Source organism: Streptomyces sp. NPDC046985, assembly GCF_040644415.1.
Lineage (GTDB): Bacteria > Actinomycetota > Actinomycetes > Streptomycetales > Streptomycetaceae > Streptomyces.
In genome coordinates this window covers 158,656-183,756 of sequence record NZ_JBEYWK010000011.1, presented here as the reverse complement: position 1 = coordinate 183,756, position 25,101 = coordinate 158,656, and the positions used below count along the sequence as shown (strand labels likewise).

Below are 25,101 nucleotides of genomic sequence, written 5' to 3'. Positions count from 1 at the left end.
GGCAGGATGGGACGGGGTGGGGCTAGGACAGGCGCCAGATCTGATTGGCGCCGCCGTTGCAGGTCCAGATCTCCAGCGGCGTGCCGTCGTCGGTGCCGTGGCCGTTCGCGTCCAGGCACTTGCCGGAGCCGACGTTGACCAAGCTGCCGTCGGAGCGCACGCGCCACTGCTGGTGGGCGCCCCCGTTGCAGTCCCAGATCTCCACCGCGCTGCCGTCGGCCGTGGCCGCGCCGGTGACCTCCAGGCACTTGGAGTCGTACACCGTCAACTGGTTCGCGTCGGTGGAGGTCCAGGTCTGGTTCGTGCCGCCGTTGCAGTCCCACAGGGCGGGCTTGGCGCCGTTGGCCTGACTGAAGGCGGGGACGTCGACGCAGCGGCCGGACTCCTGGCCCTTGAGCGTGCCGGACCGCGCGCCGCGCGCCCAGACCTGGTTGGGGGCGCCGTTGCAGGTCCAGATCTCCAGCAGGGTGCCGGGCGTGGCCCCGGCCCCGGTGGCGTCCAGGCACTTGCCGGAGCCGGGGTTGACGATCGTGCCGTCGTCACGGACGGTCCACTGCTGGGCGGGGGTGCCGTTGCAGTCGTAGATCTGCACCGCGGCGCCGTCCGCGGTGCCCGAGGAGCGGACGTCCAGGCACTTGGCGCCGCCGAAGACGGTCAACTGCCCAGACGGCGTCGCCGTCCAGAACTGGTTGGCCTGGCCGTTGCAGTCCCACAACGCGACCTGCGTGCCATTGGCCTGGCTCGCGCCGGGCACGTCCGCGCACAGACCGGACTGGGCGCCCTTGAGGACGCCGCCCCGGTTGCCCGGCGGGTTCGCGGTGACGGACAGGTTGTCGAACTGGTCGGTCTGGTAGCCGACCACGCCGATGCCGACCTGCCCCGTGGCGAAGGAGCTGTCGTCGGCCGTGCCGAGCACCGCGCCGTCCGCGCCGGCCGTGATCCGGTCGCCGGAGAAGCCGAGGGAGAGCGTGTGCCAGGACCGGGTGCCCAGGGCGGCCCGGCTCCCGGAGGCCAGAGTGGTCACGGCCCCGCCGGCCGAACTGCGCACGATCGACCAGGCGCCGTTGTCGGCGACCCGCAGCTCGTAGGCGGCCTGGTGACTCTGCGGGCGGTTCTGGAGGCCGGCCCGCCCGAGCAGCTCCACCGTGCCGGCCTGCTGGAGGTCGACGTCGGCCTTGACCGTGTAGTCGCTCCACGCGGTGTCGCCGACCAGGGAGAACGCGTCGGAGTCGTCCTGCCACTCGATGGGCTTGACCGGGGCCACCTGCTGCACGCACTGCCCCGACCGGCCGTCCGCGCACGGGCGCGCCTCGAACGAGCCCTGCATGTCGGACAGATACGTGGCCTCGGCGCCGGTGGCATCGTTGTCAAAGGAGTCGGAGTAGGGGAGTGCCAGCCCGTGCGCGGCGGGCGCGGTCGCGGCGCCCTTGCCCTGGCCGGTGGTCGTCGTCGCGGTGTAGATCCAGCCCGGCTGGAGCGTCAGGGTGTACGAGCCCCCGGACGGGGTGACGTCCTGCGTGTGCACGAAGTCGGTGGACGGGCTGGGGCTGTTCACCCGAGTCGCCCACACGTGCACCGCGCCGGTGGACAGGCCGCCCTGGACGTGCACGTTCACCGTCTGCGCCGCCGAGGCGGTGGTGGTCTCCAGGACGGTGGAGTAGTCGGTGGAGTCAGGCGACTTGAGCGTCACGTAGGCGCCGGAGGACTCGGCACCGCTGAGGTAGCCCGACGCGGAGTCGATGAACTTCCAGCCCGGCTGGGCGAACTGGGTGACCTGGGCGGTGGCCCAGGTGTTCTCGCCGATCGAGTAGTGCCCGGACCACGGCGACGCGGCGGTGGCGAGCCCGACGGTGCTGTACGGCAGGGTGGGGTAGATCGCGGCGACCAGCGGCCAGTTGAGGTAGGCGGTCATCCGCGCGTCCACGTAGCCGCGCACGATGGAGCGGATCAGCGCGGGGGCGCCGGAGTCCATGTCCAGCGAGCCGTTCTCACTGGCCCACAGCGGCTTGCCGTTGTTCCTGGCGGTGTCGGTGGTGGAGCAGGTGTCCGCGTTGCCGCCGTCGCCGCCCTGGCAGGGGTAGTGCGCGCCGATGACCGACACCGCGTTGTCGAACGCGGGGTTCTTCGCCATGTCGTCCGCGACGCTCCAGCCGGAGTCGTCCCCGACGATCTGCACGCTGCCGTAGCCTGCGGCGTTGAGCGCGGACCGGAGCTGGATGTACCAGTTCACGTCGTGACCGCGCTCGTTCCAGCCGCCGAGGTAGCTGACCGTCAGGCCGTGCTGCTTGGCGCAGCCCAGCCATGAGATCAAGTAGTTGACGGTGTCCGTGGACCAGAAGCCGCCGTTGATCCAGCCCGGGGCGGCCCAGGCCAGACCGTAGAACTCGATGTTCGGATTGCGGGCCTTGGCCTGTTCGGCGAGCCAGAACTCGTAGCCCGCGTCGCAGTTGATCTGCCCGCGGCTGTGCTCGATCGACGGCTCGGCGCCGTCCGTGGAGTTCGCGTCGCCGCCGATCTCCAGTTTCAGCATGTGCAGGTTCGCGCCGTATCCCGGCTTGAACAGGTAGTCCAGGATCTGCGACCTCTGGGCGGCCGGATAGTCCCGCAGCAGACGGGAGTTGCCCCCGCCGCCGCTGATCGCGCCGATGCCGTCGAAGGTGCGGCCGCCCTGCGATCCGTCCACGGTGATGTTCGTGGGCGCCGCCGCCTGGGCCGGGGCTGCCCCGACCGTGGTGAGGGCGGCGGCTAAGAGCGCGAGGAGCCACAGGGGCACAAGACGTCTCAAGTGTCGTTGCACAGCGTTGTCCTAAGCCGTGGGGGTGGGGCAGGTCCGGAAGGGCCCGCCTGTGGAGAAGCATGTGACGTACAGTCCGGAATGCTGCGCGACAGTGTGAAGTCGTGTTCATTTGGAGTCAAGTGCCGCTTCTGAAAAGACATGTTCCAACGAAAAAGAAAGCGACATGTGGGCGGTGTTGATAGCCATGACGCATGAACCGCGACGGCACGGGGGCGTCGCGCGTCGTTGCGATTTGCTCCTGCGTCGATTTCGTCGCGGCCGGTCTCCCCGGCGTCCGGACCGGCCCGAAGCGCCCGACGCCCGGCGTCCCCACCGGCCCGGGGCGCCCTGCGCCCGGCACCCTCGACCGGTTCGGGGCGGTCGATGCTCGGCGCCCCCGGCCGCTGCGGGGCCGCCGCGCCGTCGCGCCCCGGAGCGGCGGCGCCCTTCCGGAGCGGCGGCGCGCGACGCGCTGCGAAGGCCGGTCCGCGACGGCCCGTGTCCTGGCCGGGTCGCCGCCCGCCCGGCGAACCCGGCCGCCTCGTCCGGCCGCCCCGCCCGGCCGCTGCGGGGCCGCCTCGTCCGGCGTCGCCGCGCGGGCGGAGCGGCCGGACCGCCGCCCCGCCGGCCCCCTTCCGGCCTGCTCAGCGGGCGTCCCTGCACACGCCGCTCGTGAAGTAAGGTGACGGCTCGAAAGGAGCATGAGTAGTGCAAGAGCGGGTCACCATGGCGGACGTCGCGCGCGTCGTCGGCGTCTCGACCGCCACGGTCTCCTACGTCCTGTCGGGCAAGCGCGCCGTCGCCCCGGCCACGCGCACGGCGGTGGAGACCGCCATCGCCGAGCTGGGGTTCACCGTCAACTCGGCGGCCCGCAGCCTTCGCACGGGGCGCACCAGCCTGGTGGCGCTGATCGTGCCCGACATCTCCAACCCGTTCTTCGCCCAGCTCGCGGCGACCCTCCAGGAGGAACTGCGGAGCCTGGGCCTGCACGTCGTCGTCTGCAACACCGGGGCGCGCCGCGACGAGGAGCGCGCCCTGCTGGCCGAGGCGGTGCAGCAGCGGTTCGCGGGCGTGGTGATCACGCCGTTCCGGCTGCTGCCCCGGGACATGGAGACGCTGGCCGACGCGGGCATCCCCGCCGTGGTCAGCGCCGACGTGGACTTCGGTCCGGTCGATCTGGTGGCCCCCGACACGCGCGCGGCGACCCGGCAGGCGCTGGAACGCGTGACGGCCGCGCAGCGGCGGCGCATCGCGATGATCGCAGGCCCGCGGGACGCGACCGGCGGCGACCCCCGCCTGGAACTGCTCAGGACGCTCGCGCGGCAGTTCGGCACCGCCCTGCCGCGGGAGCTGGTGGTCCGGGGCGAGCACACCCGTGAGGCCGGGGCCGCGGGCTTCGCCGAGCTGATGCGCAGGCGCTACCGCCCCGACGCGGTGTTCTGCGGCAACGACGTGATCGCGGTCGGCGCCCTGGACAAGGCCCGCGAGATGGGCATCGACATACCAGGCGACGTGGCGCTGGTGGGACACGACGACGCGTCCTTCGCCTCGCTCGTGCGGCCGCAGCTCACCACGATCCGCTACCCCGCCGAAGAGGTCGGCCGCGCCGCCGCGCAGTTGCTCAAGGAACGGCTCGGCGGCAGAAGCGTCCACCGGACGGTCCGGGTCAGGGCGGAGTTCGTCGCGCGCGCCTCGGTCTGACCTGCTTTCTCCCCGCGAAGCGCCGCGCCGCAGTGCACCGTAGCGTAATCGATTGCGCCGGGCGAGCCCCGCCCCGGCGACCGGCCGTGAGAAGCGGTGAAAGCGCAGCTCAGAGCCGCTATCCTGGCTCTTCCGGGTTCGGTCTCGCTGGTCACGAAGCGAACTCGAAACACGGGATTCACGTCCAAGCTGTTGACTTATGTGGATTCTTGTTGTGAAGGTACCGCCACCGCTTCGTCGGAGCGGACCCTCGTGCAAGGAGCAACCCCATGGCGATGCGTGATCGCACCTCTACCCTGGCCAGAAGCTGCCTGATCGGTTCGGCGCTGCTGGCTCTCACGGCGGTGACCGGATGCAGCAGCGGCGGCGCCGGCGGCGGGAAGGACGACGGTGCGGCCGGCTCCTCCTGCAAGCCGTCCTCGGGTAAGGTCACGCTCCAGTACTGGTCCTGGGTCCCGGGCATGCAGAAGGCCGTGGACCTGTGGAACAGCGAGCACCCCTCGGTGCAGGTCAACCTGAAGACCACCCCGGCCGGCAACGCGGGCACGTACCAGAACATGTCCAACGCCCTGAAGGCGGGCAACGCGCCCGACCTCGGCCAGATCGAGTACGATTCGCTGGCCAGCTTCCGGCTCAAGGACGGACTGCGCGACATCTCCGCCTGCCCGGGAGTCGCCCCCGCCCAGAAGAAGTTCGTCGACTGGACCTGGTCCCAGGTCGACTTCGGGGCCGGCGGCAAGGACGGCGTCTGGGCGATCCCCCAGGACACCGGCCCCATGGCGCTGTTCTACCGCAAGGACATCTTCGACAAGCTCGGCCTCAAGGCCCCGGCCACCTGGGACGAGTACGCCGCGGACGCGGTCAAGCTGAAGCAGGCCGGCAAGTACATCACGCACTTCTCGCAGAGCGACCCCAACTGGTTCACCGGCCTGCTGTGGCAGAACAAGGCCACGATGTTCCAGCGCAAGGGCGACTCCTGGAAGGTCAGCGTGGACCGGCCCGAGAGCCGCCAGGTCGCCGACTACTGGCAGAAGCTCATCGACAAGAAGCTCGTCGCGACCGACCTCCAGGGCTTCTCGCCCGCGCTGTACAAGTCCTGGAACTCCGGCGAGGTCGCCACCTGGATCAGCGCCGCGTGGGGCTACAGCACGATCCGCGACAACGCGAAGGCGACCGCGGGCAAGTGGGCCGTCGCCCCGATGCCCCAGTGGCACGCGGGCGACCAGCAGGCGGGCAACTGGGGCGGCTCCACCACCGCCGTGCTCTCCGGCAGCAAGCACCCCGCCGAGGCGTCCCAGTTCGCGCTGTGGCTCAACACCGACCCCAAGGCGCTGGCGATCCTCAACAAGGAGGGCGGTCTGTACCCGGCGGACAAGGCGGGCCTGGACCTGCCCGCGCTGCAGCAGCCGGTCGACTTCTACGGCAAGCAGAAGATCTTCGACGTGTTCGCCAAGGCGTCCCAGAACGTGGACACCCACTTCACCTGGGGTCCGACGATGACGGACACCTACCGCATGCTGGGCGACGGCGCCTCCGCCGCCCTCGGAGGCAAGGGCACGCTCGGGGACGCGCTCAAGCAGACCCAGACCGGCAGCGTGGACTCGCTGCGCAAGCAGTCCCTCACCGTGGCGAACTGACCGGTCGGCTTCCCACCCCTCCCGCGCGTCCCCGCCGCCGCCCCGGCGGGGACGCGCGCCCTCCCCGAAAGCCCTGCTCGTGACCTCTGCCACCGCCGCCCTGCCAGCGCCCCGCCGGCGCTCGCGCCAGGCCCTCGCCCCCTACGCGTTCCTCATACCCTTCCTCGTCCCGTTCGTCCTCTTCACCCTCGTCCCGGTCGCCTACGCCTTCTGGCAGAGCCTGCACAAGACCGAGCGCACCGGCGGCACCTTCGGCCGCACGCACTCGGTGTTCGCCGGCTTCGAGCAGTACGCCGACGTCGTGCGCGAGCCCTTCTTCGGCAGCAGCCTCCTGCGCGTCGGCCTGTTCGCCGTGGTGCAGATCCCCGTGATGCTGCTCTTCGCCCTCATCCTGGCCCTGCTCCTCGACTCCGCCGTGGCCCGGTTCAAGCGCTTCTTCCGCCTGGTCTACTTCGTGCCCTACGGCATCCCCGGCGTCGTCGCGGCGCTGATGTGGGCCTTCCTCTACGACCCGCGGCTGTCGCCGATCACAGACGTGCTGAAGTCCGCCGGCGTCCAGGTCGACCTGCTCGGCTCGCACCTCATCCTGTTCTCCATCGGCAACGTCGTCACCTGGACCTACACCGGTTACAACATGCTCATCCTGTACTCGGCGCTCCAGGCGCTCCCCACCGACATCGGGGAGGCGGCGCGCGTCGACGGGGCGGGCGGCTGGACGATCGCCACCCGGATCAAGATCCCGCTGATCCGGCCCGCGATCGTGCTCACCGGCGTGTTCTCCATCATCGGCACCCTCCAACTGTTCACCGAGCCGCAGGTCTTCAAGTCCATCTCGTCCAGCATCACGAGCACCTACACGCCGAACCTCGCGGCGTTCTCGCTCGCCTCGGGCGACGACTACAGCGAGGCTGCCGCGCTGTCGGTGCTGCTCGCCGTCGTGACGTTCCTGCTCTCGTTCGCGTTTCTGCGCTTCACCTCCAGGAGGCAGGGATGAGCGTCCTCACCCGCACCGAGGGGGCGCACGCCCCGGCGGCCGCCGCCCGGCCGTCGGCGCCGAGCCGGCTCCCCATCGCCGCGACCGTGGTGTTCATGGCGCTGGCCGCCTGCTACATGCTGCTGCCGGTCTACTGGCTGCTGATCTCCTCCACCAAGAGCCAGAGCGACCTGGTCTCCACGCCCGGACTCCTGCTCTCCCACTGGCACTTCGGCGCCAACCTCTCCGCGCTCTTCGCCCAGCAGGACGGCGTGTTCGGGCGCTGGCTGCTCAACAGCCTGCTGTACGCGGGCCTCGGCGCGGGCGTCGCCACCTTCCTGGCCGCCGCCGCCGGATACGCGCTGGCCAAGTACAGCTTCCGGGGCCGCGAGGCGATCTTCTCCGTCGTCCTCGGCGGCGTGCTGGTCCCCGCGACCGCCCTCGCCCTGCCGCTGTTCCTGCTCTTCGCGCAGGTGAACGCGACCAACACGTTCTGGTCGGTGTTCCTCCCCAGCATCGTCAGCCCGTTCGGGGTCTACCTCTCCCGCATCTTCGCCGCCGCGTCGGTGCCGGACGAGGTCATCGAGGCCGCCCGCATGGACGGCGCCGGGGAACTGCGCATCTTCCGCACCATCGGCCTGCGCCTGATGGCCCCCGCCCTGGTGACGGTCTTCCTGTTCCAGTTCGTCGTCATCTGGAACAACTTCCTGCTGCCCCTGGTCATGCTCCAGAACGACGATCTGTACCCCGTCACCCTCGGCCTGTTCACCTGGCAGTCGCAGACCAGCCGGCTGCCGCAACTGCAGACCCTCACCATCGTGGGAGCCCTGGTCTCCGTCGTGCCCATCGTCCTGACCTTCCTCCTCCTCCAGCGCTACTGGCGCGCCGGACTCGCCGCCGGGGCGGTCAAGTCATGACCCACGCCATGACCGCGCTGAACCGTCGGCTCGGCGCCGTCGCCTACGGCGGCGACTACAACCCCGAGCAGTGGCCCAAGGAGGTCTGGCAGGAGGACGTCCGCCTCATGCGGGAGGCCGGAGTCAACCTCGTCACCGTCGGGGTGTTCTCCTGGTCGCGCCTCCAGCCGCGCCCCGGCGTCTTCGACTGGAGCCTGCTGGACGAGGTTCTCGACCTGCTGCACGAGCACGGGATCGCCGCCGACCTGGCCACCCCCACCGCGGCCCCGCCGCCCTGGTTCACGCACCAGCACCCCGACGCCCGGCCCGTCACCGCCTCCGGCACCCGGCTGGGCCACGGCAGCAGGCAGGTCTTCTGCCCCAGCCACCCCGCCTACGCCGAGGCGGCCGACGCTCTGGTCACCGCGCTCGCCACGCGCTACGCCGACCACCCCGCCGTGGCGATGTGGCACGTCCACAACGAGTTCGGCAACCACAACGGCCTGTGCTATTGCGAGACCAGCGCCGCCGCGTTCCGCGTCTGGCTCCAGGAGCGCTACGGCGACCTGGACGCCCTCAACGAAGCGTGGGGCGCCGACTTCTGGAGCCAGCGCTACGGCGAGTGGGCCGAGATCGACGCGCCCCGGGACACGACGGCGTTCCGCAACCCGGGCCAGGACCTGGACTACCGCCGCTTCTCCTCGGACGCGCTGCTGGCCCGCCACCGCGCGGAGACGGCCCTGCTGCGCCGCTACGCGCCGGGCGTCCCGCTCACCACCAACCACCTGGGCACCCTGGAGAAGAAGGTCGACGGCTTCGCCTTCGCCGCCGAGTGCGACCTCGTCTCCCTGGACCACTACCTCCCGGCCGCCGACCCGGACGGCCACATCGACCTCGCCCTGAACGCGGACCTCGCCCGCGGCATGGCGGGCGGGCGGCCCTGGCTGCTCATGGAGCACTCCACCTCCGCCGTCAACTGGCAGCCGGTCAACGTGGCCAAGCAGCCCGGGGAGATGCGGCGCAACAGCCTGACCCACCTGGCGCGCGGCGCGGACGGCATCATGTTCTTCCAGTGGCGGCAGTCCCGGGCCGGCGCCGAGAAGTGGCACTCGGCGATGCTTCCCCACGCCGGCACGGACAGCCGGGTCTGGCGCGAGGTGCGCTCCCTCGGCGCCGACCTGGCCGCGCTCGGCGAGGTGGCCGGGACCCGCGTCCAGGCGGAGACCGCGCTGCTCTTCGACTGGCACAACTGGTGGGCGCTGGAGCTGGAGGCCCGCCCCTCCGAGCAGATGCGCTACCTCGACGCGGTCCGCGACTGGTACGAGGCCCTGTGGACCTCGAACATCACCTGCGACGTGGTCGCGCCCGGCGCCGACCTGACGCGCTACAAGGCGGTCTTCGCACCCAACCTCTACCTCCTCACCGACGAGGACGCCGCCAACCTAGAGCGCTACGTGCGCGGCGGCGGACACCTCGCGGTCGGCTGCTTCAGCGGCGTGGTCGACGCCCACGACCGGGTCCGCCTCGGCGGCTACCCCGGCGCGCTGAGCGACGTCCTCGGGCTGCGCGTGGACGAGTACCTGCCGCTGCGCACCGGCGACGCCGTCCGGCTCAGCGACGCCTCGACGGCCGAGCTGTGGGCCGAACGCGTCGAGCCCCGCGGCTGCGAGACGGTGCTCCGGTTCGCGGACGCGGCCGACGGCGGCCCGGCCCGCGGCGGCCCGGCGGTCACCCGTCACGCCTTCGGCGAGGGCGCGAGCTGGTACGTGGCCACCCGCGCGTCCGCCGCCACCCTGCGGGACCTGGTGTGCCGGATCGGCGAGGAAGCGCGGCTGCGCACCGCCCCCGCCGTCCCCGAGGGCGTCGAGGCGGTACGCCGCACCGGACCGGACGGCTCGTACCTGTTCCTGGTCAACCACACCGGCGAGAGCGTGAAGGCGCCGGCCGAGGGCGCCGTCCTCGTGGGCGCCGCCGGAGACGGCGCGGTCGTGGAGATCCCGGCCGGAGGGGTCGCCGTGGTCCGCGAGACAGCACCCGCGCCCCGGGCCTGACCAGTGCGGCGGCCGCCGCACTCCGCCGCGCCCGCCGCACTCCGCCACGCCGCCGCCGTGTTCCCGTTCTTCTCGAGGAGTGTCCTCATGCCCGCCCGTACCGCACCGCCGCTCCGCCACGCGGCGGTGGAGATCGACGAAGCCAGCGGCACCGTCCTGCTGCACACCGGCGCCTCCTGCTACGCCCTGCGGGCGGACCGGGCGACGGGCGTCGTGCATCACCTGCACTGGGGCGCGCCCCTGACGCTGGCGGACGCGGCGGCGCTGCCCGTGTGGAGCGAGAACGACAACAGCTTCGCCGGCCGCCACGACGGGGTGGAGGAGTACCCGGTCGAGGGCGGGGCCCGGTTCGGCGTCCCCGCTCTCGAAGTCCGGTTCGCCGACGGCGGCGGCATGCTCCAGCCGACGGTGGACGACGTGCGCGCCGCCGGGGACGGCCACCTGGTGATCGCGCTGCGGGACCGGGCGCGGCCGCTCGCCTGGGAGCTGCACTACCGGGTGCCGCCGGGCGGCGGAGACGGCGAGGGGGGCTCGCTCGAACGCTGGACCGAATTCACCCGCACGGACGTCACCCACACGGAGGTCACCCCCGCGGAGGGCGCCTCAGCCGACGAGCGGGACGCGGAGGCGCCGCTGCTCCTGCGGTACGCCTCCGCCCACTGGCCGCTGCCGCAGCGGCCGGACTGGCGCCTGTCCTCGGTGCACGGCGGCTGGTCCGCGGAGAGCCGCCTGGAGCGCGGCGCCCTGCACACGGGGGAGACCACCCTGACCAGCCGGCGCGGACACACCGGCCACCAGGCCAATCCGTGGGTCATGCTCGACGCAGGCGACGCCGCCGAGGAGCACGGGGAGGTGTGGGCGGCGGCGCTGGCCGCGAGCGGAAGCTGGCGCCTCACGGTGCAGCGCACCGCGGCCGGCCGCGTCGGCGTCGTGGCCTCGGAGGGGCACGAGGGCGTCGAGATCGCCCTGCGCCCAGGACAGCGGTACACCACCCCGGTCAGCGTCGCGCTGTACGGCACGGACGGCTTCGGCGGAGTCAGCCGCGCGTTCCACGCGTATGTGCGCCAGCACGTGCTGCCCTGTCCCGACGAGCTGCGGCCGGTGCTGTACAACTCCTGGGAGGCCACCTCGTTCGAGGTCGACGAGGACAACCAGCGGGCCCTCGCGCGGCGCGCGGCGGACCTGGGCGTGGAGCTGTTCGTGGTCGACGACGGCTGGTTCGGCGCCCGGGACGACGACCGCGCGGGCCTCGGCGACTGGACGCCGCACCTGCGCCGCTTCCCGCGCGGGCTGCGCCCGCTGGCCGACGAGGTGCACCGGCTCGGCATGGCCTTCGGCCTCTGGGTGGAGCCGGAGATGGTCAACCCCGACAGCGACCTCTACCGGGAGCGCCCCGACTGGGTCCTGCACCTGCCCGACCGCCCCGCGACCCGGCTGCGCAACCAGCTCGTCCTGGACTTCTCCCGCCAGGAGGTGACCGACTGGGCCTACGAGTGGCTGCGCCGGACGGTCCGCGAGAACGCGGTGGACTTCGTCAAGTGGGACTTCAACCGGTCGTTCACGGAGGCGGCCGCGCACGCGGGCGGCCGGGACGCCCGCCGCGTGTACGTCGAGCACGCCCGAGGGGTGCACCGGGTCCTCGACCGGCTGCGGGCCGACGTCCCGCACCTGCGCGTGGAGGCGTGCGCGGGCGGCGGGGGACGCACCGACCTGGGCGTGCTGAGCCGTACCGACCAAGTGTGGACCTCGGACAACACCGACGCCGTGGACCGGCTGACCATCCAGCACGGCTTCAGCCAGGTCTATCCGGCCGCGGTCATGTCGGCCTGGGTGACGGACAGCCCCAACCCGCTGACCGGGCGCAGCGTCCCGCTGGCCTTCCGCTTCCACTCCGCCATGGCGGGCGTGCTCGGCGTCGGCGGCGACCTGACCCGCTGGACCCCGCAGGAGACCGAGGAGGCGGCCCGGCTGGTCGGCCTCTACAAGGACGTCCGCCCGGTGGTGCAGCACGGCCGTCAGTTCAGGCTGTTGGCGCCCGGGGAAGGGCCCCTCACCGCCGTGCAGTACGTCGACCACGACGCGGACCGTGCGGTGGTGCTGCTGTGGCGGCCCAGCACGTCGTACCAGCCCGCGCCTCCTCCTCCGCTGCGGCTGCGCGGCCTGGACCCGGACGCCCGCTACCGGGACGAGGACACTGGAGCGGAGTGGTCCGGGGCCATGCTCACCGGCCACGGACTCCCGGTCCCCGAACTGCCGCCGGGCGACTGCGCGAGCGCGCTGGTGCGGCTGCGCCGCGCCGGGTAGCCGAGCGCGGACGGCCGCCGCCGAGCGTGGGGCGGCCGCCGCGGCCGCCCCGCGGTGCGCGCTGATCGCTGCGGTGCGGTGCGGTGCGGTGCGGTGCGGTGCGGTGCGCTGTGGGGCGGGGCGGTGGCCCCGCGGTGTGGGGCGGTACGGGTGGCGCGGTGCGCTGTGGGGCGGCGTGGCGCCGCGCACAGCGCGCATCGGGTCCGGTCGGCTCGCGGCTGCGCCTGTGACCGGGGCCGGCGAGCGCCGCGAGGACCGTTCGCGCCGCCCTGCCGCAACCGCGTACCGACCAGTCGGTAACGTGGTCGCATGACTGCTTCCCTGCCCGAGCGCGCCGGCCGGCGCTGCCACGACGTCCTCAACCCCCTGCACTCCTCCCTCTACTTCTCGCCCGACCTGCGCCGCGAGCTGTCCGAGGTCGGCGTCGAGGACCCGAAGGGCGCGTACTTCGCGGCGCGGGCCGCCGTACTGGGCGCGGTCGGACCGGGCACGGTGACGGCGACGTTCTCGAACTTCCGCTACGAACTCGTGGCGCGGCACGTGCCCGAGGTGTGGCGCAAAGCCTCCCCGGAGACGGTGCTCGCCGCCCGCACGCGAGCCGCCGACGCGACGCTGCGGCGGCTGCTCGGCGAGGAGGCCGTCGCGTCCGAGGCGGTCGCCGAAGCGGCCGAACTGGCCCTGCGGGCGACCGAGGCGTGCTCGCGGACCGCGCGCCCGCTGTACGCGGGCAACGCCGACCTGCCGGTGCCGGCCGAGCCGCACCTGGCGCTCTGGCACGCGGCCACTCTGCTGCGTGAGCACCGCGGCGACGGCCACCTCGCGGCGCTGCTCGAAGCGGAACTCGACCCGCTGGAGGCCCTGGTGAGCCACACCGCCACCGGCAAGGGCATGACCCCGAAGTGGGCGCTGGACGCCCGCGGCTGGACGCGGGAGCACTGGGACGCGGCGGCGGCCCGGCTGCGGGACCGCGGACTGCTCGACGCGGAGGGCGAGCTGACCGAGACGGGCGTGGCCCTGCGGCGCGACCTGGAGGCGCGCACCGACCGCCTGGACCGGGCGCCGTACGAGCATCTGGGCGCGGCGGGCGTGCAGCGGCTCACCGAGCTGGCCTACGGGCTCCTCACCACGGCGGTCGGTGCGGGCGCGTTCCCGGCCGACCTGATCGGCAAGGCCTGAGCGCCCCGGCGCCCCGGGGGCCCAACGCCCCGGCGATCCGGCGCCCCAACGACCCAACGCCCCGGCGATCCGGCGACTCGTCCTCGGGCCCTCGGGCCTGTGGCGGCGGTGTGCTCGCCGCCGCCGCGAAGGCGCGCCGCGTGCGGGCGTGGCAGCCTGTTCACGAAGGCACGATGTGGCCGTGCCCTACGCACGAGGCACGGCGCCCGGCCGCGGTCCGGGCGGGCGCCGCGAGGGCGACGGCCGGGTCCGCCGCAGTTCGTACCGCACCCCTTTCGCAAAGGAACACCATGACCAGCGTGAATCTCGGCAAGCGCCATCCCGCCGCCTACAAGGGCCTGCTGGCGCTCGGCGCGGACGTCGACGCCGCCGTGGCCGAGGCGGGACTCGATCCGCTGCTCGCCGAGCTGGTGAAGATCCGCGTCTCGCAGATCAACGGCTGCGCTTTCTGCCTGCGCATGCACACTCGCGACGCCCTTGCCCAGGGCGAGAGCACCGACCGTCTCGCCGTGGTGGCCGCCTGGTGGGAGTCGCAGTACTTCACTCCCGTAGAGTGCGCGGCCCTCGCCCTGGCCGAGCAGGTCACCGAACCGGCCGCCCCCGTACGGCGCGTCTGGGACGACGGTTCCCTCACCGACGAGCAGGTCTCCGCCGTGAGCTGGCTCGCGATCGTCATGAACGCCTGGAACCGGCTCGCCGTCACCAGCCACTACCCGGTCGCCCCCTGACACCGGCGCGGCGTCCGCGTTCTGGTTCCCGCACGGAGGCGGGCACGAGGGCGGCCGCCGCGGTCGCGGCGTTCCTCCGCAGCGTCTTCCGGTGGCCGGTTGCCTGGCTCGTCACGGTCGTCGGCCGGGTGGGCCGGGGCCTGCGCGGCCGGGGGCCGGCGGGTTCAGCCGGTCTCGCGGTCCAGGACGCGGCGGGCCGCTTCCTCCTCGGCCGCCGCGGGGGACAGCTCGTCGAGCGTGTCGAGTTCGGTGTCCGCCTCCAGTTCGCGTCCCCAGGCCGCCGCGAGCTGCCGCTGCTCGTCCCACGGCTTGGCGCCGACGGCTTCCCGGTGATCGGGGTCCAGTGCCGCGAGAAAGCGTTCGACCTGGTCCGTCGACATGCCGTGCTCCTTATCGCCGGGGGAGTGCCGGAGGCTCGTCCAGGTCCAGCATCGCCAATGGCGCCCACGTCGGGCGTCCGACACGGCAGGCGCGCCTCCGGATGGCTCCAGGGTCAGCACGTGGCCAGGGGGGCGTCCTGCCCTCGGCTCACCGGCAGAGCGGCGCCTTCCTCCGGCGCGGCGGCTCGTCGCTTGTGGGCGTCCCCTGGCCGCCCTAAGGGGTCAGCGGATCAGAGCCGTCTCCTGCCGCATGCGCGTCAGCTTCTCCGGGTTGCGCACGGCGTAGAGACCCGTGATCAGGCCGTCGTCGACGTGGGCCGCGAGCACCGTGTCGAGCGCGCCGTCCAGCCAGACCGCCAGCGCCGGGTGACCGTTGACCCGCGTCGACCGCACCGCCGCCCCAGCCCCGGCCCTGGCCGCACCGGCGGCCAGCAGCCTCGCCACCTTGCCGGACCCCACGACGGGACGCAGGACGGCCCTCTTGATCCCGCCGCCGTCGCCCACGAGGACCACGTCTGGCGCGAGGACGTCGAGCAGGCCCTGTAGATCGCCCGTCTCGCTCGCCCGCCGGAACGCCTCGATCACGTCCCGCGCCGCGTCGGCCGAGGCGTCCCCGCGCGGTCGGCGGGCCGCGACGTGCGCCCTGGCCCGGTGCGCGATCTGGCGTACGGCGGCGTGGCTCTTGCCGACGGCCTCGGCGATCTCGTCGTACCCGAGGGCGAACACCTCCCGCAGCACGAACACCGCCCGCTCGGTGGGCGCGAGCGTCTCCATCACCAGCAGCATCGCCATCGAGACGCTGTCCGCCAGCTCCACGTCCTCGGCCACGTCCGGCGCGGTCAGCAACGGCTCGGGCAGCCACGAGCCGACGTAGGACTCCTTGCGGCGGCCGAGCGACCGCAGCCGGGTCAACGCCTGGCGCGTGGTGACGCGGATCAGGTACGCGCGCTGATCCCGCACCCCGCCCAGGTCGACCTGCGCCCAACGCAGCCAGGTCTCCTGGAGCACGTCCTCCGCGTCGGCGGCCGAGCCGAGCATCTCGTAGGCCACGGTGAACAGCAGGTTGCGGTGGGCGACGAACGCCTCGGTGGCCGGGTCGGCACGTCGGCCGCCGGTGACGGCCCCGTCCGCCGCTCGCTCGCCGTCCGCGTCCCGCACCGGCCGCTCCCGCCTGTTCGCCCCGCTCGTGTTATCCGCTCTGTCCACTTCGCTTGCCGCGTGTGCTCGCTGCGCTCTCGACGTCGTCACGCGCACAAGACGCCGGCGCCCGTGGCGCTGTGACGCCTCGGCGCGGTGGCGTACGTCACACGGACGCCCCGTCACACCGGGCGCGAACTCGGCGCCTTGTGCTCGTCCAGTGCACCGTCACGAGGGAGCGCGAAAGCCATGGAACCCCGTCTCGACCTGTTCCACAACGCCGTCGCCGCCAAGTTCGCCAAGCGGTTCGCCAACGCGGCCCTGGTGGTCCATCAGTCGCCGCTGCCCCGGTCCGCCCAGGAGCTGGTGTCCTTGCGCGTCAGCCAGATCAACGGGTGCGGCTGGTGCGTCGACCTGCACACCAAGGAGGCCGCCGCGGCCGGGGAGAGCGCGGTCCGGCTGCACCTGGTCGCCGTCTGGCGCGAGTCCACCGTGTTCACCGGGGCCGAGCAGGCCGCGCTGGCGCTCGCCGAGGAGGGCACCCGGCTCGCCGACGCCCACGGCGGCGTGTCCGACGAGACCTGGGCGGCGGTGCGTGAGCACTACGACGACGATCAGGCCGCCGCGCTGGTCTCCTTGGTGGCGCTGGTCAACGCGGCCAACCGGCTCGCCGTGATCGTGCACCAGAGGGGAGGCGCCTACGAGCCCGGCATGTTCGACGCCGCGCTGGCCTGACCCACACGCCGCAGCCGGCACGTCCCGCGGCGCCCGGCCGCTTCTCCGGCGGCACCGGCCGCTCCTCCGGCGGGAAAACGGGGTGTCGGGTCCGGCGGGGCGGGCTAGGGTCGCGCCATGAACGTCACCGGCCCCAGCACCACGGCGACCGCGCGAGCGACCAGCTCGCCGGGCGCCGCCGTCTGACCTTCTCCCCCTCCCACCGGCGACCGGAAACGGCCCGTCGGTGGTCCGCGGCACTCCCGCGCACCCGCTCCCGCGTCTCGCGACGACCGCACGGTCCGCTGTCCGGCGCCTCCTCGCCACGACGCGAAGGAGCCACCCCCGTGGACACCGAACACCTGCACGACACCCACGGTCTGCCCCGTGACCTGGTGGTGAGCCTGCTCCGGGAGTGAGGTCGCGCGCGGGGTCGGTTCAGCCCCGGGCGCGGCGGCGCGGCCCGCCGACGCGGCGGCGCGGACCGGAACGCTCCGGAGTCTCGCCGGAGGCGAACGGCGGTGCGCTGAAGCCGCCGGGAACGGCGACCGCGGGCGCGGGCGCCTGCCGCTCCGGCGGGGCGCCGGCCGGCGCGGCGCGCGGCAGGGACCGACTCATGATCCGGGTGTGCGGCGTCGACGCGGCGCAACTCGCGCAGACCTCCGCGAGCGCCCACACCTGCCCCACGGCCGGATCGTGCCGCAGCACCAGCACGATCCGGCCCGCGCAGTCGGCCGGGCTCTCCTCGTGCGCGGCGCACTGCTGCCGACGGCACTGGCAGGCGGCGTCGTCGTGCACGGTCGCGGCCTTGGCGTGCGCGTGCGCGTGCGCCTCGGCGAATCGGCGCAGCGCGGCGAGATCGCGGGAGCGGGGCGGCATGGCGCAGGCCGAGGAACAGGTCACCGACGCGGTCCGGTCGCCGTGACCGGTGAGGCGGACGGTCCAGGACCGCCCGGGACGCTGGGGCGATGGCATGTCAGGGGGCGCGTGATGCAAGGGGACGACGTCCTTGTCCGAGAGCGAGCCGACGGGGGAGGAAACGGGGGAATCAGAGGAGACGCGGGGGAGGGGGAGCGGAGGAGACGTGGGGGAGAGGGGGGAAATCGGTGGGGGTGTGCCGGACGCATGCAAGGTCTACCCATTGCGGAGGCTTCGGCAACACGGCCGCCGTGCCGCGCCGGGAAGCGGGCGGCCCCGCGCCGCCGCCCTACCGCCCGTGCCGTGGCCGGAAAGGCGGTCACGTGCGCCTCTCCGGCCACGGCACGGGCTTTCGGGGCACACCGCTAGAGGGGTGAATCGCCGGGACCGGGGGCGCGGACCGTGGCCAGCTCCGCGAGCCCGGAGACGTCGAGCACGGGCCGCAGCAGCGGGGTGGCGATGATCTCCAGCCGGTCCGCGTGGGCGAACAGCACGCTCAGCCCCGCGCTGTCCAGGTACTCCACCCCGGTGAGGTCCAGTACGAGCTGCCCAGACGCGCTGTCCAGCGCCTCGGTGAGCACGGTGGAGTTGCTCATGTCGATCTCGCCGGTGGCCGCCAACCGGGTCCTGCCGTCCGGATGGCGGCTGGGGGTGAGGGTGAGCGGGGTGGTCATCAGGCGATCCTCGTGTGCATGTCGACGGTGGTGCCGGTCGGGCCCGGGGTGATGGTGACGTGCTGCATCATCGCCCGCATCAAGGCGACGCCGCGGCCTCGGTGGGGGTTGGCCTCGGGGTGCGGCGTCTTCCACCGCCCGGTGTCCACGACGGTCAGGCGCAGCTCGCCGGAGAGCGTCTCGGCGCGCAGCAGGACGTGGTCGCCGGGAGCGTGGCTGTGGCCGTGCTCGACGGCGTTGGCGCAGGCCTCCCCGACGGCGATCAGGACGTTCTGCACGGTTCCGCGCGGCAGGCCGCACTGGCCGAGCCAGCTCCGCAGCGCCTTGCGGACCGGCGCGAGCTGCGACGACTCGGCGGGGAACGTCATCTCCAGCGGGGCGGGGTGACGGTACAGCAGCAGGGCGACGTCGTCGTCGTAGCCGCCGGCCGGGGCCATGCGGTCCATGACGTGGGCGGCGAGGTCGTCGATCGCGGTGTCCCGGCCGTCCTGCACGGCCGCCCCGGCCTCGTCGATCCCGGCGTCCAGGGGACGGCGGCGCCGTTCGACGAGACCGTCGGTGTAGAGCAGCAGCGTGGAGCGGGCGGGCATCACGCACGCCGCCTCGGGGCGCTCCCGTCCCGGCCGGACGGCCAGCGGCAGGGACCGCCCGTCCTCCAGGAGCCGGACGGCGCCGTCGAGGTGGGCGAGGATGCCCGGCGGGTGACCGGCGCTGGAGTAGACCAGACGGCCGGTCGCCGGGTCGAGGACGCCGCAGAAGACGGTGGTGCACAGGGCGCCGGGGACCCCGGCCGCGAACCGGTCCAGCGCCATCAGCGCCTGGGCGGGGCTGGGGTCCTGGAGGAGCAGGGCGCGGCAGGCGCTGCGCAGTTGCCCCATCACGGTGGCCGCCTCCAGGCCGTGGCCGACGCAGTCTCCGACGACGATGCCGATGCGGCCGTCGGGAAGCGTGATGGTGTCGTACCAGTCGCCGCCCACCTCCAGGGGCTGGGTGGCGGGCTCGTAGCGGACGGCGAACCCGTCGGGCAGGCTGGAGGGGCCGAGGATCGCGCGTTGCAGCGCGATGGCGGTCTCGCGCTGCTGGTCGATCTGGTGGGCCCGGGACAGCCCCTGTCCGAGGCGGCCGGCCAGCAGGGACAGCAGCAGCCGGTCCTCGCCGGTGAAGGGCTGGCGGTCGCCCAGGTCGATCCACAGGGCCAGCGGCCCGTCGGGGTGTTCGAGCAGGACTCCGGCGCCGGTGTGGTCGGCGACCGGGGACAGCGGGGACCGCTCGCGCAGCGCGGCGAGCGCCCGGCGGCGCTCGGCGGGCAGCTCCTGCCAGGACGTGCCGTCGGCGGCGGTCAGCGACGGCTCGGCCTGCCCGCCGCTGAAGACGGCCGCCACTGCGCTCCGGGCCCGCCAGAGCCTCTTCAGCTCGCCCAGGGCGGCGGACAGCGCTTCGGACAGGCTGCCGGCCTCGGTGAGACCGGCGCTCAGGGCCGCCAGGGCGCCGTCCCGCTGGACGGCGTAGTGCTCGGCGGTGACGTCGCGGAACGTGCCGACCGTCACCTTCCGCCCGCTGTCGGGGTCCTGGGCCTGGTTGAAGGTGGCGCTCACCCACAGCCGGCGCCCGTCGCGATGGTCGACGGGAACGGTGCAGAAGCCGTTCGACTCGCCCAGGAGCTGGTCGAACGCCTCGCTCATCTGCCGGTGCCCCTCCGGATCGGCCTCCGCGCTCGGCCACCAGGGGTGGATCGGCGCGTACGGCAGCTCGTCGGGCCCGTAGCCGAGGATGTCGGTGAACGCCGCGTTGATCTCGATGACGGCGCCCTGCTCGTCGCAGACGAAGAACGCCTCCTGGAGGGAGTCCACCAGGGCGGTGCGCCAGCGGGCGTGGTGGCCGCGCAGCCGGGCCAGTTCGACGTTGGCCCGCACCCGGGCGAGCAGCTCCGCCGCGGCGAACGGCTTGACGAGGTAGTCGTCCGCCCCCGCCTGAAGCCCCTCGATGGACGCCTCCTGCCCGGCCCTGGCGGACAGCAGCAGCACCGGCACGGACGCGGTGCGCGGATCGGCGCGCAGCGCCGCCACCAGTTGCAGGCCGTCCAGACCCGGCATCATCACATCGCTGACCACCAGGTCGGGGGCGTTCCCGCGGACGGCCCGCAGCGCCTCGTGGCCGTCCGTGACCGTCTCCACCTCGTAGCCGGCGCCGGTGAACAGGCGGGCGAGGTACTCGCGCATGTCGGCGTTGTCGTCGGCGACCAGCACCCGCGCTCGGGCGGACGGGTCCGCCGGGGGCGCGGTCGCGGCGCCCGCGGTGGGCTCCGCCAGGGTCGCCTGGACGGCGGCGCCGGCGGTGTCGGACGGCAGCCAGCGCATCGCCTCCTGCACGAACGGGTCGGCGGCGGTGGAGACGGTGCTGCCGGTCGCCGCCGCGGCCACCGAGTCCGGCGGCAGGTGGGCGGCGCCGTACGGCAGGCGGATGGTGAAGAGGGTGCCCCGGCCCTCGGCGCTGTCGGCGCGGATCGCGCCGCCGTGCAGGTCCACCAGTTCCCGTACCAGCGCGAGTCCGATGCCGCTGCCCTCGTTGGAGCGGGAGCGCGCGTTCTCGATGCGGTGGAACCGCTCGAACAGCCGGGGCAGTTCGGCCGGTGCGACGCCGATGCCGGTGTCCTCGACGGTGACCACCGCCTCCTCGCCCTCGTCCCGGACGCGGACGGCGATCGAGCCGTCGAAGGTGAACTTCAGCGCGTTGCTGAGCAGGTTGAGGACGACCTTCTCCCACATGCCGTGGTCCACGAACACCGGCCGCCCGAGCGGCGGGCAGTCGACCTGGAACCCGAGGCCGGCCTTGTCGATCGCGGAGCGGAAGACGCTGGCCAGCTCGCCGGTGACCGCCGCGAGGTCGACGGGCTCGTAGACGGCCTGCATGCGGCCGGCCTCGATGCGGGAGAAGTCCAGCAGGGTGTTGACCAGCTTGCCCAGCCGCAGCCCGTTGCGGTGGATGCGGTCGAGTTCCTCGGCCGCCGCCGGGTCCGACTCCGGCAGCCGGGACCTCAGTTCCTCCAGCGGCCCCATGATCAGCGTGAGCGGGGTGCGGAACTCGTGGCTGATGTTGGAGAAGAAGGCCGTCTTCGCCCGGTCCAGCTCGGCCAGTTCCTCAGCGCGCCGTTGCTGCGCCTGATAACTGCGGGCCGACGCGATGCCGGTGGCGAGGTGACCTGCGGTCAGCTCGACGAAGCCCCGGTAGGCGTCGTCCAGCGCCCGGTACCGGTTCAGACCGGCCACCAGGAACCCGTACGGGGTGTCTCCCTGCTGGAGCAGCGGGACCGCCAGGGCGCGCACCGGAGGTTCGTCCCAGGCCCCGGCCGGCAGATCGGCGAACGGGCCGCCGTCCAGCTCGACCAGGGCCGTCTCGGCCCGGCACAGCGCCTCCACCGGCCACACCGCGTCCGGATCACCGGCCGTCAGGGCGGGCGGGGCGGCCGGGTGGGGCGGCGCGATGCCGGTCGTCGCGGCCAGCCGGGCCGTGCCGTCGTCCTCCAGCAGGTACGTCAGCGTGAAGGGCAGATCGCGCGCGTTGCCGCTCAACTGCTGACCGGCGAAGGACAGCATCTCCTGCTCGGTGCGCACCACGCTCGGATCGGAGCCGAGGTCGCGCAGCGTGGCCATCCGGCGCTCGCCTATGACCCGCTCGGTGTCCTCGCTGACCACGCACAGCATGCCGACCACGCGCCCGTCGTCGTCGCGCAACGGGCTGTAGGAGAACGTGTGGTAGCTCTCCTCGGTGTAGCCGCTGCGCTCCAGGAACAGCAGCAGCGCCTCGTCCCAGGTCGCCTCACCGCTGCTGAGCACGGTGTCGATGCGGGGTCCGGCCTCGTCCCAGACCTCCCCCCACACCTCGCTCGCCGGCCGGCCCAGCGCCCAGGGGTACTTCCCGCCCAGACTGTCGCGCCGGTAGGCGGCGTTGCAGAAGAACGTCAGCTCCGGCCCCCACGCCATCCACATCGGGAACCGCGAGGACAGCAGGATGCTCACCGCGGTCTGAAGGCTCTGCGGCCACCGGGCGGGCGGCCCCAGCGGCGTCGACGACCAGTCCACCGCCGCGAGGTCCCGGCCGACCTCGCGGTCGGCCGCGAACACGTCCTCCGCCGCCGCCGGCGGCCGGCGTCCGTCGTCTTCAGGCCGCGCCACGCCCCACCCCTTCCTTCGGGTTCCTTCGGATCCGTCGATCTCTACATCCCTGCCGCGTCTGCCCGCCGTCCCACGGGCCGACGCCTTCCGCGACCGCGTGCCACCCGGGAGAGGCGCAACGGCCGTCGCCCCGGGCCGGAAGGCCGTCTCCGGGGCCGTGGAGACCGCGGCTCGGCGGTCGAGGCGCCCGGCGAGATCCCCGTCCGCGCGGTGCGGCTCGGGCTCCCCTGCCGGGAAAGTCCCGCCGGTGCGACGAGAGAGCCACGCGACTTCGTAGGATAGGGCAGGGAACCAGGTACGCGACCGGTCCGACGTGACGGCAGCCCATACGGCACGTCGAGACGCCGGCCGCCGCCTCCATCGCCTCATCCGCCGGACAGGAACCACGGTGACCGATACAGACCGCGCCCTCACCATCACCCAGCAGGACCACGCGACCGGCATCGTCGTGTTGAGCGTCACAGGCGAACTCGACCATCACACCGGCCCGTGCCTGGAGCAGGCCCTCCTCCACGTCGCGTTCGACGCCCGGACCGGCGTCGTCCTCGACCTGTCGGGCCTCGACTACTGCGACTCCACGGGCCTGACGCTGATCATCAAGGCCCATCACCGGGCCGAGGCGGCTCAGTGCCCGTTCGTCGTCGCCGGACCCAACGGCGACCTGACACGCGTCTTCGAGGTCACGGGCCTCGACCAGTTCCTCACCGTACGCGCCGACACCGGGCAGGCCGTCGCCGCCCTGGGCGGTTAGCCGCCTCCGGCGCCTTCCGGCGCTGAAGGGGACGGCGGGAGGCTCCGGGGGAGGCGCGGGGGCACAGGCCCCGGGGCGGTCCGGATCGGGGCGCCGGCCGCGGTGAGCGGGGCGGTGCGGTGCGCGGCGAGGAAGTGCGGGCGCCGCCGCGTCGCGTGCCGACCGCGCGGGTACTGGGGCAGCGCGGCGGGCGCGACAGGCGGTCGGCGGCTGTCGGCCGACGGTCGCTGTCGACGGTCGCGGTCGGCGGCACACGCGCGCACGAACAGCGAGGGAGCAGGACCATGAGACGCACCGGTCCGCGCCCGGAGCAAGGTCCGGGCGCCCGCCTGCGGCAGATCGCCGAGGAGGTCTTCGGCTGGGACGCGCTGCTTCCGGAGCAGCTCACGGCCATGGAATGGGTGCTCCAGGGGGAGGACGCGCTCGTCGTCATGCCGACCGGGTCCGGCAAGTCGGCCGTCTACCAGGTGCCGGCCTTCCTGCTGTCCGGCCCGGTCGTGGTGGTGTCCCCGCTGCTGGCCCTCCAGCGGGACCAGATCGCCGGTCTGCCGCAGGACGACCGCGTCCCCGGGGCGGTGGCGGTCAACTCCGACCTCGGCGCGGCCGGGACGCAGGCCGCCTGGGAGGCCGTGCGCCGCGGCGAGGCCCGCCTCGTGTACCTGTCGCCGGAGCAGATGGCCAAGGACGAGGCAGTGGAGCGGCTGGCCGCGGCGCGCCCCGCCCTGTTCGCGGTGGACGAGGCGCAGTGCGTGTCCTCGTGGGGCCATGACTTCCGCCCCGACTACCTCCGCCTGGAGCAGGCCGTGCGCCGCATGGGCCGGCCGCCGGTGCTCGCCCTCACCGCGACCGCAGCTCCGCCCGTCCGCCGGGAGATCGCGGAGCGACTGGGCATGCGCCGGCCGCACCTGATGGTGACCGGCTTCGACCGGCCCAACATCAGACTGGAGGCCCGCCGCTTCCTAGACGACGACGACCGGCGCCGAGCCGTGGTCGAGCGGGCCGCCGCCGAGCCCAAGCCGGGCATCGTCTACGCCGCGACCCGCAAGGACAGCGAGCACTACGCCGAGGAGCTGGCCGCGCTGGGCCTGGCCGCCGAGAGCTACCACGCCGGTCTGCGGGCCGCCGAACGCGCCCGGATCCACGACGCGTTCCTGTCCGGCGCGGCCGACGTCGTGGTGGCGACCTCGGCGTTCGGCATGGGGATCGACAAGGAGGACGTGCGGTTCGTGCTGCACGCCTCGCTGCCGGGCTCCGTGGACGCCTACTACCAGGAGATCGGCCGCTGCGGCAGGGACGGCCGCCCGGCTCTCGCCGTCCTGCACTACCGGCCGGAGGACACGGGCATGCAGACCTACTTCGCCGGCCGCGCCCCGAGCCGCGACACCCTCTCCCAGGTGGCCCACGCCGTCTGCGGCCACCGCGGGGACCCCGCCGACCTTGAAGACCTGCGCCAGGAGACAGGCCTGTCCAGGAACCGCGTCACCGCGGCGGTCAACCTGCTGGAGGAAGCCGACGCCGTCGCCACGGGCCGGCGCGGCGAGGTCCGCCCCGCCCCCGGCGTGCCCCCGGGCCAGGCGGCGGAGCGGGCCGCGCGGGCCGCGCAGGCGCACCGCAGGACCGACCGGTCCCGGGTCGAGATGGCGCGGGCCTTCGCCGAGACGACCGGGTGCCGGAGGCACTTCCTGCTCGGCTACTTCGGAGAGGAGTACGCGCCGCCCTGCGGGAACTGCGACGCGTGCGACCGGGCCGTGGGCGAGGACGGAGCGGCGACCGGGCCCGGGGAACGCCCCGCGCACCCCTCGGCGTCCCGCTATCCGGTCGGCGCCGAAGTCCGGCACGAGCGGTGGGGCGAGGGCGTCGTGCTGAGCGGCGACCAAGACCGCATCACCGTGCTGTTCGACCAAGCCGGCTACCACACGCTGTCCTTGGAGGCGCTGACCGCCCGGGAGGGCCTGCTCACGGTGAGGCGCAGACCGGGGGAGGACCCGTCCGGCGGGGAGGCCGAGGGGTGAGGCGAGGGCTGGACCGCCCGGAAGGAAATCGTCGCCTCTCGTGCGGTAGATCCTCCCGTCCGGTCACTGCGGTGAACGGCAAGGGAAAGCAGTGCCAGCGT

General features: G+C 73.5%; 17 protein-coding genes. 11 read left to right on the top strand and 6 right to left on the bottom strand.

Going from position 1 to position 25,101, the window contains the following annotated elements:
• Positions 1 to 22: 22 nt before the first annotated feature.
• Complete coding sequence (locus ABZ861_RS16625) at positions 23 to 2,785, bottom strand: ricin-type beta-trefoil lectin domain protein (protein ID WP_361630294.1); 2,763 nt, start codon at positions 2,783 to 2,785, stop codon at positions 23 to 25.
• A 699-nt stretch (positions 2,786 to 3,484) separates the two neighbouring features.
• Between ABZ861_RS16625 and ABZ861_RS16620 the strand changes: the two genes are divergently transcribed.
• The 8 genes from ABZ861_RS16620 to ABZ861_RS16585 all read left to right on the top strand — a co-directional run bounded on the left by ABZ861_RS16620 (position 3,485) and on the right by ABZ861_RS16585 (position 14,242).
• Positions 3,485 to 4,477 carry a LacI family DNA-binding transcriptional regulator gene (locus tag ABZ861_RS16620; RefSeq protein WP_361630291.1) on the top strand — a complete coding sequence of 331 codons (993 nt, stop codon included), beginning with the start codon at positions 3,485 to 3,487 and terminating at the stop codon, positions 4,475 to 4,477.
• 269 nt (positions 4,478 to 4,746) lie between these two features.
• Entirely contained in the window at positions 4,747 to 6,114 is a 1,368-nt protein-coding gene (locus tag ABZ861_RS16615) for a sugar ABC transporter substrate-binding protein (RefSeq protein ID WP_361630288.1), read from the top strand.
• 73 nt (positions 6,115 to 6,187) lie between these two features.
• A complete protein-coding gene (locus tag ABZ861_RS16610; protein WP_361630452.1) occupies positions 6,188 to 7,108 on the top strand; it encodes a sugar ABC transporter permease in 921 nt (306 codons plus the stop codon).
• Positions 7,105 to 8,004 carry a carbohydrate ABC transporter permease gene (locus ABZ861_RS16605; RefSeq protein WP_361630285.1) on the top strand — a complete coding sequence of 300 codons (900 nt, stop codon included), beginning with the start codon at positions 7,105 to 7,107 and terminating at the stop codon, positions 8,002 to 8,004. Before ABZ861_RS16610 ends, ABZ861_RS16605 begins: the two co-directional genes overlap by 4 nt.
• The gene (locus ABZ861_RS16600; RefSeq protein ID WP_361630282.1) at positions 8,001 to 10,034 is read left to right on the top strand and encodes a beta-galactosidase; all 2,034 of its coding nucleotides are present in this window, start codon (positions 8,001 to 8,003) and stop codon (positions 10,032 to 10,034) included. The genes ABZ861_RS16605 and ABZ861_RS16600 overlap by 4 nt, the downstream gene beginning before the upstream one ends.
• Before the next feature lie 87 nt (positions 10,035 to 10,121).
• Positions 10,122 to 12,338 carry an alpha-galactosidase gene (locus ABZ861_RS16595; protein ID WP_361630279.1) on the top strand — a complete coding sequence of 739 codons (2,217 nt, stop codon included), beginning with the start codon at positions 10,122 to 10,124 and terminating at the stop codon, positions 12,336 to 12,338.
• A 309-nt stretch (positions 12,339 to 12,647) separates the two neighbouring features.
• Positions 12,648 to 13,514, top strand: coding sequence for a hypothetical protein (locus ABZ861_RS16590; protein ID WP_361630276.1), 867 nt, complete (start codon positions 12,648 to 12,650; stop codon positions 13,512 to 13,514).
• A 290-nt stretch (positions 13,515 to 13,804) separates the two neighbouring features.
• Positions 13,805 to 14,242 (top strand): carboxymuconolactone decarboxylase family protein, encoded by a 438-nt coding sequence (locus ABZ861_RS16585; protein ID WP_361630273.1) that lies wholly within the window; start codon positions 13,805 to 13,807, stop codon positions 14,240 to 14,242.
• A 164-nt stretch (positions 14,243 to 14,406) separates the two neighbouring features.
• On the opposite strand, the gene ABZ861_RS16580 is transcribed toward ABZ861_RS16585, so the two are convergent.
• Together ABZ861_RS16580 and ABZ861_RS16575 are read right to left on the bottom strand one after the other, a co-directional pair.
• On the bottom strand, positions 14,407 to 14,622 hold the full coding sequence (locus ABZ861_RS16580) for a hypothetical protein (protein ID WP_361630270.1): 216 nt from the start codon (positions 14,620 to 14,622) through the stop codon (positions 14,407 to 14,409).
• A 222-nt stretch (positions 14,623 to 14,844) separates the two neighbouring features.
• Positions 14,845 to 15,780 (bottom strand): RNA polymerase sigma-70 factor, encoded by a 936-nt coding sequence (locus ABZ861_RS16575; RefSeq protein WP_361630267.1) that lies wholly within the window; start codon positions 15,778 to 15,780, stop codon positions 14,845 to 14,847.
• Positions 15,781 to 16,008: 228 nt separating this feature from the next.
• On the opposite strand from ABZ861_RS16575, the gene ABZ861_RS16570 reads away from it, so the two are divergent.
• Positions 16,009 to 16,494, top strand: coding sequence for a carboxymuconolactone decarboxylase family protein (locus ABZ861_RS16570; protein ID WP_361630264.1), 486 nt, complete (start codon positions 16,009 to 16,011; stop codon positions 16,492 to 16,494).
• A gap of 417 nt (positions 16,495 to 16,911) precedes the next feature.
• On the opposite strand, the gene ABZ861_RS16565 is transcribed toward ABZ861_RS16570, so the two are convergent.
• The 3 genes from ABZ861_RS16565 to ABZ861_RS16555 all read right to left on the bottom strand — a co-directional run bounded on the left by ABZ861_RS16565 (position 16,912) and on the right by ABZ861_RS16555 (position 22,051).
• Complete coding sequence (locus tag ABZ861_RS16565; RefSeq protein WP_361630261.1) at positions 16,912 to 17,448, bottom strand: hypothetical protein; 537 nt, start codon at positions 17,446 to 17,448, stop codon at positions 16,912 to 16,914.
• 308 nt (positions 17,449 to 17,756) lie between these two features.
• Complete coding sequence (locus tag ABZ861_RS16560; protein WP_361630258.1) at positions 17,757 to 18,065, bottom strand: STAS domain-containing protein; 309 nt, start codon at positions 18,063 to 18,065, stop codon at positions 17,757 to 17,759.
• Complete coding sequence (locus ABZ861_RS16555) at positions 18,065 to 22,051, bottom strand: SpoIIE family protein phosphatase (RefSeq protein WP_361630449.1); 3,987 nt, start codon at positions 22,049 to 22,051, stop codon at positions 18,065 to 18,067. The genes ABZ861_RS16560 and ABZ861_RS16555 overlap by 1 nt, the downstream gene beginning before the upstream one ends.
• Positions 22,052 to 22,625: 574 nt before the next feature.
• On the opposite strand from ABZ861_RS16555, the gene ABZ861_RS16550 reads away from it, so the two are divergent.
• The gene (locus tag ABZ861_RS16550) at positions 22,626 to 22,988 is read left to right on the top strand and encodes an STAS domain-containing protein (RefSeq protein WP_361630255.1); all 363 of its coding nucleotides are present in this window, start codon (positions 22,626 to 22,628) and stop codon (positions 22,986 to 22,988) included.
• Between the two features lie 284 nt (positions 22,989 to 23,272).
• On the top strand, positions 23,273 to 25,000 hold the full coding sequence (locus ABZ861_RS16545) for a RecQ family ATP-dependent DNA helicase (protein ID WP_361630252.1): 1,728 nt from the start codon (positions 23,273 to 23,275) through the stop codon (positions 24,998 to 25,000).
• The last annotated feature ends 101 nt before the right edge of the window (positions 25,001 to 25,101 follow it).

Coding starts and splice junctions, on each gene's coding strand:
- ABZ861_RS16605 (WP_361630285.1), top strand. CDS start 7,105: ATGAGCGTCCTCACCCGCACCGAGGGGGCGCACGCCCCGGCGGCCGCC.
- ABZ861_RS16555 (WP_361630449.1), bottom strand. CDS start 22,051: ATGTGGATGGCGTGGGGGCCGGAGCTGACGTTCTTCTGCAACGCCGCC.
- ABZ861_RS16565 (WP_361630261.1), bottom strand. CDS start 17,448: ATGCCATCGCCCCAGCGTCCCGGGCGGTCCTGGACCGTCCGCCTCACC.
- ABZ861_RS16600 (WP_361630282.1), top strand. CDS start 8,001: ATGACCCACGCCATGACCGCGCTGAACCGTCGGCTCGGCGCCGTCGCC.
- ABZ861_RS16570 (WP_361630264.1), top strand. CDS start 16,009: ATGGAACCCCGTCTCGACCTGTTCCACAACGCCGTCGCCGCCAAGTTC.
- ABZ861_RS16590 (WP_361630276.1), top strand. CDS start 12,648: ATGACTGCTTCCCTGCCCGAGCGCGCCGGCCGGCGCTGCCACGACGTC.
- ABZ861_RS16615 (WP_361630288.1), top strand. CDS start 4,747: ATGGCGATGCGTGATCGCACCTCTACCCTGGCCAGAAGCTGCCTGATC.
- ABZ861_RS16595 (WP_361630279.1), top strand. CDS start 10,122: ATGCCCGCCCGTACCGCACCGCCGCTCCGCCACGCGGCGGTGGAGATC.
- ABZ861_RS16580 (WP_361630270.1), bottom strand. CDS start 14,622: ATGTCGACGGACCAGGTCGAACGCTTTCTCGCGGCACTGGACCCCGAT.
- ABZ861_RS16585 (WP_361630273.1), top strand. CDS start 13,805: ATGACCAGCGTGAATCTCGGCAAGCGCCATCCCGCCGCCTACAAGGGC.
- ABZ861_RS16545 (WP_361630252.1), top strand. CDS start 23,273: ATGAGACGCACCGGTCCGCGCCCGGAGCAAGGTCCGGGCGCCCGCCTG.
- ABZ861_RS16560 (WP_361630258.1), bottom strand. CDS start 18,065: ATGACCACCCCGCTCACCCTCACCCCCAGCCGCCATCCGGACGGCAGG.